12 protein-coding genes are annotated in these 12794 nt (G+C 63.8%); 6 read left to right on the top strand and 6 right to left on the bottom strand.

The features are described from left to right. Nucleotides 1–22: 22 nt before the first annotated feature. Entirely contained in the window at nt 23–808 is a 786-nt protein-coding gene (gene fabI, locus ACSFA3_RS01410) for an enoyl-ACP reductase FabI (protein ID WP_435503621.1), read from the top strand. A 10-nt stretch (nt 809–818) separates the two neighbouring features. After that, entirely contained in the window at nt 819–1721 is a 903-nt protein-coding gene (locus ACSFA3_RS01405; protein ID WP_435503620.1) for a DNA ligase, read from the top strand. Here ACSFA3_RS01405 and phnX read toward each other — a convergent pair. Genes phnX through ACSFA3_RS01380 form a run of 5 tightly spaced genes read right to left on the bottom strand, consistent with a single transcriptional unit; the run spans nt 1718 to nt 7539 of the window. Then, entirely contained in the window at nt 1718–2533 is an 816-nt protein-coding gene (gene phnX, locus ACSFA3_RS01400) for a phosphonoacetaldehyde hydrolase (protein WP_435503619.1), read from the bottom strand. The genes ACSFA3_RS01405 and phnX overlap by 4 nt on opposite strands. Before the next feature lie 39 nt (nt 2534–2572). Then, entirely contained in the window at nt 2573–3691 is a 1119-nt protein-coding gene (locus ACSFA3_RS01395; protein WP_435503618.1) for a TIGR03364 family FAD-dependent oxidoreductase, read from the bottom strand. Then, entirely contained in the window at nt 3688–5412 is a 1725-nt protein-coding gene (locus ACSFA3_RS01390) for a putative 2-aminoethylphosphonate ABC transporter permease subunit (RefSeq protein WP_435503617.1), read from the bottom strand. Before ACSFA3_RS01390 ends, ACSFA3_RS01395 begins: the two co-directional genes overlap by 4 nt. Next, nucleotides 5409–6503 carry a putative 2-aminoethylphosphonate ABC transporter ATP-binding protein gene (locus ACSFA3_RS01385; RefSeq protein ID WP_435503616.1) on the bottom strand — a complete coding sequence of 365 codons (1095 nt, stop codon included), beginning with the start codon at nt 6501–6503 and terminating at the stop codon, nt 5409–5411. Before ACSFA3_RS01385 ends, ACSFA3_RS01390 begins: the two co-directional genes overlap by 4 nt. A gap of 4 nt (nt 6504–6507) precedes the next feature. After that, entirely contained in the window at nt 6508–7539 is a 1032-nt protein-coding gene (locus tag ACSFA3_RS01380) for a putative 2-aminoethylphosphonate ABC transporter substrate-binding protein (protein WP_435503615.1), read from the bottom strand. 159 nt (nt 7540–7698) lie between these two features. Between ACSFA3_RS01380 and ACSFA3_RS01375 the strand changes: the two genes are divergently transcribed. Genes ACSFA3_RS01375 through ACSFA3_RS01365 form a run of 3 tightly spaced genes read left to right on the top strand, consistent with a single transcriptional unit; the run spans nt 7699 to nt 9876 of the window. Then, entirely contained in the window at nt 7699–8442 is a 744-nt protein-coding gene (locus ACSFA3_RS01375) for a phosphonate utilization associated transcriptional regulator (RefSeq protein ID WP_435503614.1), read from the top strand. Between the two features lies 1 nt (nt 8443). Next, nucleotides 8444–9016, top strand: a complete 573-nt coding sequence (locus ACSFA3_RS01370) for a phosphonate degradation HD-domain oxygenase (RefSeq protein ID WP_435503613.1) — start codon at nt 8444–8446, stop codon at nt 9014–9016. Beyond that, nucleotides 9013–9876: an EamA family transporter gene (locus ACSFA3_RS01365; protein ID WP_435503612.1), complete on the top strand. Its 864-nt coding sequence runs from the start codon at nt 9013–9015 to the stop codon at nt 9874–9876. Before ACSFA3_RS01370 ends, ACSFA3_RS01365 begins: the two co-directional genes overlap by 4 nt. Nucleotides 9877–9894: 18 nt before the next feature. Here ACSFA3_RS01365 and ACSFA3_RS01360 read toward each other — a convergent pair whose 3' ends face one another. Continuing rightward, nucleotides 9895–12189, bottom strand: a complete 2295-nt coding sequence (locus ACSFA3_RS01360) for an Orn/Lys/Arg family decarboxylase (protein WP_435503611.1) — start codon at nt 12187–12189, stop codon at nt 9895–9897. Nucleotides 12190–12316: 127 nt separating this feature from the next. Between ACSFA3_RS01360 and ACSFA3_RS01355 the strand changes: the two genes are divergently transcribed. Beyond that, nucleotides 12317–12754, top strand: a complete 438-nt coding sequence (locus ACSFA3_RS01355) for an NfeD family protein (RefSeq protein ID WP_435503610.1) — start codon at nt 12317–12319, stop codon at nt 12752–12754. The last annotated feature ends 40 nt before the right edge of the window (nt 12755–12794 follow it).

The following is a 12794-nucleotide window of genomic DNA, read 5'->3' as shown; positions in this document are numbered from 1 at the left end:
AAGATTTCTACAAGGCAGACTCATGGGCTTTCTTTCCGGCAAAAAACTGTTGATCACCGGCGTGTTGAGCAATCGCTCCATCGCCTACGGCATTGCCAAGGCATGCCATGAACAGGGCGCGGAACTCGCGTTCAGCTATGTCGGCGAGCGCTTCAAGGACCGTATCACCGAATTCGCGGCCGACTTCGACTCCAAGCTGATCTTCGATTGCGATGTCGGCGACGATGCGCAAATCGAAAAGCTGTTCTCGGATTTGTCGCAGACATGGCCCACGTTCGACGGCTTCGTGCACAGCATCGGCTTCGCCACGCGCGAATCGATCGCCGGCGATTTCCTCGAAGGCCTGTCGCGCGAAGGCTTCCGCATTGCGCACGACATCAGTGCGTACAGCTTCCCGGCGATGGCCAAGGCTTCGTTGCCTTATCTGAACCCGAAGTCGGCGCTTCTGACGCTGACTTATCTGGGCTCGGAGCGGGTCCTGCCGAACTACAACACGATGGGTCTGGCCAAGGCCAGCCTGGAAGCCTCTGTGCGCTATCTTGCGGAATCGATGGGGCCCAAAGGCATGCGCGTCAACGGCATCAGCGCCGGCCCGATAAAGACGCTCGCAGCGAGCGGCATCAAGGGCTTCGGCAAGATTCTGTCGGTCGTGGCCGAGGTTTCGCCAATCCGCCGCAACGTGACGATCGACGAAGTCGGCAACGTCGCGGCATTCCTGCTGAGCGATCTGGCCAGCGGCGTCACAGCCGAGATCACCTATGTCGACGGCGGCTTCAGCCAGGTCGTCGGCGGCATCGCGGAATCCTGAGCACGCCGCGATGCGCGCTACCGGTCCGCTCGGGCTGCTCCTGCCCCCGAGCACGAGCCGACGGACATTGCTGATTACCGCGCTGTCGGGCGTCGCGCTCCATGCGCTGCTGCCGCACACCGCACGTGCTGCGACGCCCCCTTCGCTGATGCTCGCCGACGTGTACCGGCGCGGCATGTCGCTAGACGATTACTGGGTCAGCGAGAAGTACGACGGCGTTCGCGGCTACTGGGACGGCAAATTACTTTGGACACGCGGCGGCGAACGCGTCTTCGCGCCGGCCTGGTTCACGGCTTCTTTGCCAGCCATACCGATGGATGGCGAACTCTGGGCAGGACGCGACCGTTTCGTTTTGGCGATATCGACCGTCCGGAGCCAGACGCCCAACGATGCGGCCTGGCGCGAAATGCACTTCATGGTGTTCGACCTGCCCACGCAGCCCGGCGACTTCACGACGCGCCTGACCGCGCTGCGCAAGCTGCTGCCGATCACCGCCGCACCGTGGGTCGTCGCCGTTGCTCAGCAGCGCGCCACTACGCATGAAGCGCTTCAGGTGCTGATGGAGAAAACCGTGAAGATGGGCGGCGAAGGTCTGGTGCTTCACCGCGGCGCTTCGCTCTATCGAGGTGAACGGACGGCCGATCTTCTGAAGGTGAAGCCGTTCGACGACGCCGAGGCCCGCGTGATTGCGCATCTGCCCGGCAAGGGCCGGCATGCCGAACGGTTGGGCGCATTGCTGGTCGAGATGCCGGATGGCAAGCGCTTCAAGCTGGGCGGCGGATTCTCCGACACGCAGCGCGACGATCCGCCGCCGGTCGGCAGCCTCGTGACCTATCGCTACAACGGCACGCTTCCCAGCGGGTTGCCGCGCTTCGCCCGTTTCCTCCGCATCCGGAACGACATCCCGTCTTAAGGCGTTTCCCCGCGTGCCAGGCGCACTTCGATGTCGTCGATCACCGGCATCAGATCGGCAACGCTGTCGATCACGTAATGCGCACCCGACGCTGTGAGCTTGGCGACCGCTGCCTGACGCAGTTCGTCCTGCTTCGTTGCGTCGAGCGCCAACCAATCCGCCAGCGGCAGGCCGATCGCGTTGCCGCTCACGGACAGCCCGACCGTCCAGGTTCCGGCGTTCAGGCCTTCCTCGATCCCGACGCCCGTGTCGTCGACCTTCACAACGCTCGAAGCCGGCCACACGCCGAGGTCGGCGAAGGTGCGGTACATCATGAGCGGCGACGGGCGGCCGGCGGCGAGATCGCCGGCGCAGACGAGGTTGTCCGGCACATAGCCGCCGGCAGCCGCGACCGGCGTGACGATGTCCATGATGGGACGGTTGTAGCCGGTGGTCGAGCCGATCTTCAGGCCGCGCACGCGCAAGGCGTCGACCATTTCCACGGCGCCGGGAATGAAGTCGGCGAAATCGGCGACGACTGCGGCATTCATCGGCGTGAAGACTTCGTACAGATGGTCGACATCGGTCTCGGCAAATGGCTTGCCGTAGCGCTTCTCCCACTGCGCCGCAATGCCCGGCAGACGGCCCAGCGCGTCGATGTGATCCCATTTCGCCATGCCCATCGGACCGCGCGCCTCGTCGATGGTCAGCGCGATGCCGAACTTCTCGAACAGCCGGACGAACGCGCCCATCGGCGCGCAGGAGCCGAAATCGAGGATGGTGCCGGCCCAGTCGAATACGACGGCTGAAAGGCGGAGGGGTTTGTCTGTCATTTGGAGAGTCCTGGAATATGGGAGCGGAGGCGTCGCGCGTCACCAGGCGTCGAACACTTCCTCTGCGATGCCGAAGGCGGTACTGGCGCCGGTGCCGCTGGTCACCAGAACCATGCGCGTCGCGTCGTCGGGGCGGTCGATGAGGCAATCCGTGCTGGCCGACGACGGATAGGTACCGACCCAGCGCTCGGTCACGGTGGCTTCCTGCAGCTTCAACGTCTCGCGCAGATGCCGCAGGATGAGTTCATCGACGCGCTGGTCGGCAAAAGGTTCGAGTACCGGTCCGTAATGATGCGAATCGCCAACCACAAGAGAACCGTCGGCGCTCTGCACGACGATCAGATGGATTCCGTGCGCCAGCGACTCGCTCTCCTCGCGCTCGATCTCTTCCAGCAGCTTCGCGGCGGCGGGAAGCTTGCTGTAGCCGTGATAGCGCACCAGGCTCAGGTCCGCCATGACCGATCCCGGCAGCGCGAAGCCCGGCTCCGGCTGCACGCGCAGCATCTGCAACTGGCACAGGCGCAGCGAGTGCGGCGTCAGCCGGTCGGCGAAAAGGCCGTTGAGATCGGTGTTGGTGCAGACCGCGACGCGTTCGCCGTACAGCATGGCGCGCGATGTGCGCACCTTGGGTGCTTCGACCTCCAGCACCGCCTCTCCGAAGCGAAACACCACGCCCATCGATTCCGCCAGCCATTTCGCAAGCAAACCAATGGCGGTGCGCGACTCGACGCGCATTTCGTGCGGGCTGTAGAGCACGCCTTGCGCACCGGCGAGCTGCAGCGCAGGCGCGCGGGAGGCGGCATCGTCGATGTCGAGCAGCTCGCAACCCTCGGCCATCGGAGTCGCCATGAATTCCTTCAGCACTTCGAGCGCCAGCGGACGAAATGCCGTGAGCCACAGGCCGTGATGCACTGCCTCGATGCCTGCCATCGGCGCGACTTCACCCCAGATCTCGCGCGCACGCCTCGCACGCCGCCAGGTATCGCCGGCGCCCTGCCCGGTCACGGTGATGAAGCCGAAGTTGCGGATCGACGCGCCGACACACGCCGCATCGCGCTCGACCACGCAGACGCTCAGCCCGCGCTTGGCCGCCGTGTACGCATGCGCGAGGCCGACGATGCCGGCGCCCACCACGATCAGATCGAAATTCTTGTTCATCGCGAAGGCGCCCTCCAGCGCTGTGTGCGTCGCTCCACCAACTTGCCGAGCGCCATGTAAAGCAGGATGACGACGGTCGACGTCGCCGCGATCAGCACGGCCATCGCGGCCGCCGGGCCGCTTTCACCGGCTTCGTCCAGGTTGAGGATCGCGACTGCCGCGACCTTGGTGTCGGGCGAGTACAGGAACACCACCGCCGATATCGTCGTCATCGCGTTGATGAAGAAATAGCGCGATACGTCGAGCAAGGTCGGCAGGCAGATCGGCAGCGTCACACGCCAGAAGGTTTTGTAGAACGGCACTTTCAGCGACGCCGATACGGCCTCGAATTCCGGGTCGATCGACTTCAGCGCCGTCACCATCGTCAGGTGGCCGGTCGTGTAGAAATGGACGATCGTGCAGAGCACCAGCAGTCCGAGGCTTTGGTACATGAAGTTCAGCGGATTGGCCGGCACGTTGAAGAAGAAGATGTAGCCGAGGCCGAGCACCAGGCCCGGCACCGCCATTGGCAGCATCGCCATCAGCCGGATCAGCGGCCGAACGCCGTCCAGACCGCGCGTCTTCTCGAGCAGATAAGCGCCGATGAAGACGATCGCGGTGCCGAAGACGGCGGTGCACGCTGCGAGCTTCAGGCTGTTCAGCATTGCGTCGCCGAGTTCGGCATCGACCAGTCCGGAGACGTAGTGGACGAAGCTCGGCTTCAGGTTGTACGGCCACAGCGTCGCGAAAGAGGCGAACACCGCCATCAGGAACATCGCCAGCATCAGCAGCGCGATCACGCTGCAAAACAGCGTCATCGCAACATCGAAACGCCGCGAAGGCTTCGGCACGAGCGCGACGGCGCGGGCGCTGAGCGTCGCGGTCTGCCTGCGCTGCACGAGATAGTCGATCGCGAACGTGAACGCGGCCGGTGTCAGCAGCAGCAAGGCCACGACGGCGCCGCGCTGGAAGTCCTGCTGGCCGATCACGAGCTTGAAGACATCGGTCGCCAGCACGTTGAAGTTGCCGCCGACGACCTTGGGCACGCCGAAGTCGGTGATGACCAGCGTGAAAGTCACCAGCGCGGCCGAGATCAGCCCGTACTTGGCGCCCGGCAACGTGATGGTGAAGAATTTGCGCAAGGTGCGCGTGCCCATCGCGTCGGCGGCTTCGTACAACCGCGCGTCGGCCAGCGTCAGCGCGGTGACCAGAATCATCAGCGTGTGCGGAAATGCCGCAAAACATTCCGCCAGGACGATGCCGGACGGGCCGTAGATGCTTTCGAAACCCAGCGCACGCCAGAGCTCCTTGGCGACACCCTGGTTGCCGAACCAGTAGATCAGCGAAATGGCGGACAGCAGCGACGGCGCGAGCAACGGAATTAGCGTGATGGTGCGAAACAGCGCCTTGAACGGCATGCAGCTGCGGGTGAGCGCATACGCGAAAGTGAAGGCCAGCGGCACGACGATGGCGGTCACCAGCAACGACACCCAGACGCTGTGCCAGAGACTTTGCAGCAATGCCGGCGAGGTCAGGTAGGCGGTGAAAGCATCCAGCCCGGCTGTCGTTGCGTCGTTGCCGTCGTTGGCTTCGAGTGCCTTGGAGAGGATCAGCAGCAGCGGCAGCACGAGCCCGATCACCAGCAGCGCGACGATGCCCAGCAGCCCGAGATGCGCGATGCGATCGCTCCAGTGAACCCGCTGCTTCAGCGCCGGTCCCCGAATGACGGCAGTCGTGTTCATGCGTCGGCGGCAGGGAAAACGCGCAGGCGGTCCGCGCGCAACGCGAACCGCACGGCATTCCCTTCACGCACGTCGAACTCGTCCATCTGGTTGAGCGAGAACTGCAGCTGGATCGGCTGGCCCGGAATGCCGTGCACGTCGACTTCGGCCAGGCAATTGCTGCCGAGGAATTCGACATGGCGAACGGTGCCGGTGCAGCGCAGCGGGTCGTCGTCGCGCACGCCGTCGACGACGCGGTCCTCGGGGCGCAGGTAGAGCGAGACCTCGCGGCCGGGCCGGAAGTCGGCGCCTGCGCCGGGTGCGCATTGCAGACGCTTTTCGCCGCAACGGAACCAGTGATCGCCCTCGGCCACGGCAGTCAGCCGGTTCACCTTGCCGACGAAATCGGCCACGAACGGCGACGCCGGCTCGCGGTAGACCTGCATCGGCGTGCCGACCTGCTCGATCACGCCGTGGTTCATCACCACGATGCGGTCGGCCACCGACAGCGCTTCCTCCTGGTCGTGCGTGACCATGATGGTCGTCACGCCGAGCTTGCGCTGCAGCGAGCGGATCTCGTTGCGCAGGTGCACGCGCACGATCGCGTCGAGCGCCGACAGTGGCTCGTCCAGCAGCAGCAGTCCCGGCGAGGTCGCCAGTGCACGCGCGAGTGCGATGCGCTGCTGCTGTCCGCCAGACATCTGCGACGGGTATTTGTCGCCGCTGCCGGGCAGGCCGACAAGCTGCAGCAACTCGTCGACGCGCGGCTTGGCCTGCGCCTTCGACTGCTTGCGGTTCACCAGCCCGTAGGCCACGTTGTCCGCCACGCTGAGGTTGGGAAACAGCGCATACGACTGGAACATGATTCCGTAATCGCGCGCGGCGGGCGGCAACACGGAGATGTCGCGGCCGGCCTGCAGGATCGTGCCGGCGGTCTGTGTTTCGAGCCCCGCGATGATCCGCAGCAGCGTCGTCTTCCCGCAGCCCGACGGGCCGAGGAAGCACACGAACTCGCCTTGCCGGATCGACAGGTCGATGTCGTCCAGCGCAGAGAAACTGCCGAAGCGCTTCTGGATGCCCCGCAGACCGAGATAGGCCGCAGCCGCCGTCACCGGCTTACCTCTTCTCGCTCTTGGCGTCGTAGCGCTTCGACCATTCGGCCAGCGTACGCTCGCGGCCGGCAGCAGCCTTGTCAAAATCGAGCTTGATCAGGCGCGACTCGTAGTCGTCGGGAATGTTGGCCAGCTTCGGTGCAACGCCGGGTTGGGCGGTAATCGCAAAATTCTTACCGTAAAGGATCATCGCGTCCTTGGACGAAGCCCAATCGGCGAGCTTCTTCGCGGCTTCGAGTTTCTTGGTGCCCTTGTAGATCGCGAAGCCTTCGAGATCCCAGCCCAGGCCTTCCTTCGGGAACACGAGTTCGATCGGTGCGCCCTTGGCCTTGTTGGTGTGGCCGCGGTATTCGAACGAAACGCCCGCGACGTACTCGCCGGCCGCCGCCATGTTGCAGGGCTTGGAGCCGGAGTGCGTGTACTGGCCGATGTTCTCGTGCAGCGCGTCCATGTACTTCCAGCCGCCGCCCTTTCCGCCGTCGTCGCCCCACAGCTGGAGCCACGACACCACATCGAGATAACCCGTGCCGGACGATGCCGGATTCGGCATCACGACCTGGCCCTTGAATTCAGGTTTGGTCAGGTCTTTCCAGGTTGTCGGCATCGGTATGTTCTTCTTCTTCGCCTCGACGGTGTTGAAGCAGACGACCGCGCCGAAGACATCCATCCCGAACCACGCGGGCGGGCTTTTCTTGTCGCGGTACTGGGTCATGATCGCGTCGAGATTGAGCGGCGCGTAGGGTTCCAGCATGCCGTTGCGATCGAACAGCGCCAGGCTGGTGGCAGCCACACCCATGATCACGTCGGCCTGCGGATTGGCTTTTTCGGCCAGCAGTTTCGCGGTCACGACGCCGGTCGAATCACGAACCCACTTGATCTCGATGTTCGGATTGACCTTGTTGAAGGCTTCCTGATAGGCCTTGAGCTGGTCGGTCTCGAGTGCCGTGTAGACGGTGAGCTGCGTCTTCTGCGCCAGGGCGCCGCTCGCAAAAGCCAGGCCGAGAACGGCGGCCACCAGAGATTTCGCGTACTTCATGAACGGGGACTCCTGTTTTCGAAAGAGAGGAACTGTGGTGGCACGAGACGACATCTTCGTGACACAGCGCTCAAGCAAAATCGGGGCCACTCGCGGATGATCGTCAATTGTCTTTTGTAGATCGTAGACAATCTTCGATCTTCTCCCTACGATTCGCTCATGGCAAAGACCATCTCCACTCACCCCGCCATCGCACACCTGCAGCGCAATTCGCTCACCCAACTGGTGCAGGCCGAGATCGAACGCATGATCCTGGACGGCGAGCTGGATTCCGGCGCCAAGCTCACCGAGTCCACGCTGGCGGATCAGCTCGGCGTGTCGCGCGGACCGGTGCGCGAGGCCTTCCGCATGCTCGAGGAAGCCGGCCTGGTGCAGACGGAAAAGAACCGTGGCGTTTTCGTGCGCCATGTGCCGATCGAAGAGGCACTGGAGATCTTCGAGGTACGCGCGGTGATGGATCTGTACGTAGGGCGCAAGCTGGCTGCCGGACTCGGCGCAAGCGAGATTCGAGAGCTTCGCCAGCTCGTCGACGCGATGGATCTGGCTGTCAAGGCGGACAACGCACGCGACTACCACCGCTTCAACCTGAGCTTTCACGACCGCCTTCTGCAACTGGCCGGCAACGCCAAGCTGATCGCCACCTACCGCAAGCTGGTCAACGAACTCTCGCTGTTCCGTCGGCAGAACCTCACCAACGAGTCGATGACCGTCTACTCGCGCGAGCATCGACAGATCGTCAAGGCGATCGCTGCCGGCGACCCCGAGGCAGCAGGTCAGGCGATGTACCAGCATGTGATGAACAGCCGCGAACGCACGCTGCGCAACTACGAGCAGAAGCAGGCAGCAGCAACAGCCACTCCATCGCCGAGTGGCACGGTAAAGCAGATCAGGATCGAGGCATGACATGGCACTGACGCTCGCCGATATCGAGACCCTTTTTGCCAAGCACGGTGCGGCCCAGTACAGCGGCGAACCTGTCACGCAGCTCGAACATGCGCTGCAGACGGCGCGGCTCGCTGAAGAAGCCGGTGCCGACGACGAGCTGGTCACCGCCGCACTGCTGCACGACCTCGGCCATCTGCTGAATGACCAGGGCGAGTCGCCGACCCTGCGCGGCATCGACGACATGCACCAGTACTTCGCCCTGCCCTTCCTGCGCGGCCTGTTCGGCGAGCGGCTGCTGGATTCGATCCGGTGGCATGTCGACGCCAAGCGCTATCTCTGCGCGACGCGGCCCGGCTACTGGTCGCATCTTTCGGACGACTCGAAAAGAAGTCTCGCGCTGCAAGGCGGGAGTTTCAGTCCCGAAGATGCAGCCGCCTTCATCGCCCGCAAGCATGCGGGCGACGCTGTCGCGGTGCGTCTGTGGGACGATCTCGCGAAAGCGCCAGCCAGGCCGACACCGCCGCTCGCGCACTATCTGGCGATTGCCGAGCGCTGCGTGCAGAACCGAGCCGATCCCGGCGCGCCGCGTTGACGACGCCCATTTTCCTGGCCGTTCTCTGCGGCGCGTTTCTTCATGCCGGATGGAATGCACTGATCAAATCGGGCCGCGACAAGCAGCTCGATACCGCGCTCATCCACAGTCTCGGTTTTTTCGTGGCTTTGCCATTGCTGCTCTGGACCGGACTGCCGGACCGCGCCGCCTGGCCGTTCATTGCCGCATCGACGATCGTCCACGTGGGCTACTACATCGCGCTGGCAGGCGCCTACAGGCACGGCGACCTCGGCCTGACCTATCCGGTGATGCGCGGCAGCGCCCCGTTGCTGGTGGCGCTCGCGGGCTTTCTCTTCATCGGCGAGCAGCTTTCGGTATGGGCCTGGCTGGGCGTAGCGGTGATCTGCGCCGGCGTCCTGATGCTCGGCATGTCGCCGGCGGCGCTGCATGCGGGCAGCGCAGTACAAAGAAAGAAAGCGCTGCGGTTCGCCTTCGCCAACGCAGCGATCATTGCGCTCTACACAGTCATCGACGGTCAGGGCGTGCGCGCGTCGGGCGATGCGCTGGCTTATGTCGCGGCGCTGTTTCTTTTCGACGGCTTGCCGTACCTGGTGCTGGTCATGTGGCAACGCGGTGAACAGCGCGGCGCCGCGCTGCGCTACATGGCTGGCCGTTGGAAACTGTGCCTCGTCGGCACTGTCGCGTCACTCGGAAGCTACGGCATCGCGCTGTGGGCCATGACACATGCGCCCGTCGCGCTGGTCGCCGCGTTGCGAGAGACATCGGTGCTGTTCGCCGCCGTGATCGGCACGCTGCTGCTGCGCGAGCCTTTCGGCTGGCAGCGCGCCGCCGGTACGCTGGTCATCGTCTGCGGCGTGATGACCTTGCGGATCGGCTGACGTTGGCGCTCAAGGCAATCAGGCCTTGCGCACGCAATCCGCGTAGTAACGCTTCTTCCCGGTTTCGTCGACACGCGCGACCAAGCCGTGGATATCGGTCTCGAAGCCTGGGCACTCCTTGTTGAACTCGCGCGCGAACTTGAGATAGTCGACGATCTTCTTGTTGAAGACCTCGCCCGGGATCAGCAGCGGAATGCCCGGCGGGTACGGCGTGATGAGGCTGGTCGTGATGCGGCCTTCGAGCTCGTCGATTTCCACGCGCTCGGTCTTCCGATGCGCGATGTGCGCAAATGCATCGCTCGGTTTCATGGCAGGCGTCAGGTCGCTCAAGTACATCTCGGTCGTCAGGCGCGCGACGTCGAAGCGCGCATACAGCTTGTGGATGTGCTGGCAGAGATCGCGCAAGCCGAGCTTTTCGTAGCCCGGATGCAGTTGGCAGAACTCCGGCAGGATGCGCCACATCGGCTGGTTGCGGGCGTAGTCGTCCTTGAACTGCTGCAGCGCCGTCAGCAGCGTGTTCCAGCGACCCTTGGTGATGCCGATCGTGAACATGATGAAGAAGCTGTACAGGCCGGTCTTCTCGACGATCACGCCGTGCTCGGCCAAGAACTTGGTCACCACGCTGGCCGGGATGCCGGTGTCGGCGAACTTGCCCTGCAGGTCGAGGCCCGGCGTGACCACTGTCGACTTGATCGGGTCGAGCATGTTGAAGCCGTCGGCCAGCTTGCCGAAGCCGTGCCAGTTGCGCTTCGCGCTCTTGGCCTTGCTGTCGGTGCTGCCCTCGCCCTTCATGATCCAGTCTTCGGCACGGCCGATGCCTTCCTCGACGAGCTTTTCGGGACCCCAGACCTTGAACCACCATTCGTCCTTGCCGAATTCTTCTTCGACCTTGCGCATGGCGCGGCGGAAATCGAGCGCTTCAAGGATGCTTTCTTCCACCAGCGCGGTGCCGCCGGGCGGCTCCATCATGGCGGCAGCCACGTCGCAACTCGCGATGATCGCGTACTGCGGGCTGGTCGACGAGTGCATCAGGTAGGCCTCGTTGAACAGGTCCCGGTCGAGCGCGCGGTTCTGCGAATCCTGCACCAGCACGTGGCTGGCCTGGCTGATGCCGGCGAGCAGCTTGTGCGTCGACTGCGTCGCGAACACCAGCGAGTCCTTTGGACGCACCCGGCGCTTGCCCATCGCGTGATACGCGCCGTAGAACGGATGGAAAGCCGCATGCGGCAGCCAGGCTTCATCGAAATGCAGCGTGTCGACATAGCCGTCGAGCATCGCCTTGATCGTCTCGGTGTTGTAGATGACGCCGTCGTAGGTCGACTGCGTAAGCGTCATGACGCGCGGCTTGATCTTGTCGTGATCGACACCGGCCAGCAGCGGATTCGCCTTGATCTTGGCCTTGATCGCACTCTGTTCGAACTCGCTTTTCGGGATCGGACCGATGATGCCGAAATGGTTGCGTGTGGGCTTCATGAACACCGGAATCGCGCCGGTCATGATGATCGCGTGCAGGATCGACTTGTGGCAGTTGCGGTCGACCACCACGACGTCGTCCGGTGCCACGGTGTGGTGCCACACCATCTTGTTGCTGGTGCTGGTTCCGTTGGTGACGAAGAAGCAATGGTCGGCATTGAAGATGCGCGCCGCGTTTCGCTCGCTGGCAGCCACCGGGCCGGTGTGGTCGAGCAGCTGGCCGAGTTCTTCGACCGCATTGCAGACGTCGGCGCGCAGCATGTTCTCGCCGAAGAACTGGTGGAACATCCGGCCGACCGGGCTCTTCAGAAACGCCACGCCGCCCGAATGCCCCGGACAGTGCCAAGAATACGAGCCGTCTTCCGCGTAGTCGATCAGCGCCTTGAAGAACGGCGGCTGCACGCCTTCGAGATAGCTCTTTGCCTCGCGGATGATGTGACGCGCGACGAACTCCGGCGTGTCCTCGAACATGTGGATGAAACCGTGCAGCTCGCGCAGGATGTCGTTCGGGATGTGGCGCGCGGTCTTGGTTTCGCCGTAGATGTAGATCGGTACGTCCGCGTTCTTGCGTCGCACTTCGCCGATGAATGTGCGGAGGTTGAGCACGGCCGGATCGAGATCGGGACCGACGGTGAATTCCTCGTCGTCGATCGACAGGATGAAGGCGCTGGCGCGGCTCTGCTGCTGCGCGAACTGGCTGAGGTCGCCGTAGCTCGTGACGCCAAGCACTTCGAAACCTTCGGTTTCGATGGCGTCCGCGAGCGCGCGGATGCCGAGGCCCGAGGTGTTCTCGGAGCGGAAGTCCTCGTCGATGATGACGATCGGAAAACGGAATTTCATGCGGGCGGCTCCAGGGGCGCGGGGAAGGCAAGGCAAATAACGAAGAGGGGCGAGTGTACGGAATTCACAAGAATGTCGGCGTCGCCTTATGACTGAGAATGACAGCGTTCAACTAAAAGGAGATGACATGGCGGACTCCACCTGGTGGTGGCTCATAGCAGGAGGCGCCATCGTGCTCGAATTGCTGTCGGGTACCGTCTATCTCCTGCTGCTCGGCATCGGCTTCGCCGCCGCGGCGCTTTCGGCCCACGCGGGCTTCGGGCTCACCGCTCAGATCCTCGTCGCCGCGCTCGTGGGGGTCGGAGCGGTCGCCGTCTGGTATGCCGTGCGCCGCGGACGTCCTGCCGAAGCGCCCAGCCGGTCGAACCGCGACGTCAATCTCGACATCGGCCAGCAGGTGCAGGTCGACGCATGGAACGACGACGGCACGGCTACGGTGCGGTACCGAGGCGCGCAATGGACCGTCGTCCAGACTGCGAGCCGGAAGACGGCATTTCCACCCTCCCCAGGCATACATCGGGTCGTCGAAGTCGTGGGCAGCCGCCTCGTCGTCGACAAGATCTGAATTGCTTCCTCCCTGAAACCCAACCCTTCCACCTTCAAGG

The organism is Variovorax glucosi (assembly GCF_051216695.1).
In the GTDB taxonomy this organism is placed as follows: Bacteria; Pseudomonadota; Gammaproteobacteria; order Burkholderiales; family Burkholderiaceae_C; genus Variovorax.
The sequence above is the reverse complement of the archived record's forward strand: the minus strand, read 5'-3'. Positions and strand labels throughout refer to the sequence as shown.

Excerpts from the sequence above, each read along its gene's own strand:
- fabI (WP_435503621.1), top strand. The coding sequence starts at position 23 with ATGGGCTTTCTTTCCGGCAAAAAACTGTTGATCACCGGCGTGTTGAGC.
- ACSFA3_RS01405 (WP_435503620.1), top strand. The coding sequence starts at position 819 with ATGCGCGCTACCGGTCCGCTCGGGCTGCTCCTGCCCCCGAGCACGAGC.
- phnX (WP_435503619.1), bottom strand. The coding sequence starts at position 2,533 with ATGACAGACAAACCCCTCCGCCTTTCAGCCGTCGTATTCGACTGGGCC.
- ACSFA3_RS01395 (WP_435503618.1), bottom strand. The coding sequence starts at position 3,691 with ATGAACAAGAATTTCGATCTGATCGTGGTGGGCGCCGGCATCGTCGGC.
- ACSFA3_RS01390 (WP_435503617.1), bottom strand. The coding sequence starts at position 5,412 with ATGAACACGACTGCCGTCATTCGGGGACCGGCGCTGAAGCAGCGGGTT.
- ACSFA3_RS01380 (WP_435503615.1), bottom strand. The coding sequence starts at position 7,539 with ATGAAGTACGCGAAATCTCTGGTGGCCGCCGTTCTCGGCCTGGCTTTT.
- ACSFA3_RS01375 (WP_435503614.1), top strand. The coding sequence starts at position 7,699 with ATGGCAAAGACCATCTCCACTCACCCCGCCATCGCACACCTGCAGCGC.
- ACSFA3_RS01370 (WP_435503613.1), top strand. The coding sequence starts at position 8,444 with ATGGCACTGACGCTCGCCGATATCGAGACCCTTTTTGCCAAGCACGGT.
- ACSFA3_RS01360 (WP_435503611.1), bottom strand. The coding sequence starts at position 12,189 with ATGAAATTCCGTTTTCCGATCGTCATCATCGACGAGGACTTCCGCTCC.
- ACSFA3_RS01355 (WP_435503610.1), top strand. The coding sequence starts at position 12,317 with ATGGCGGACTCCACCTGGTGGTGGCTCATAGCAGGAGGCGCCATCGTG.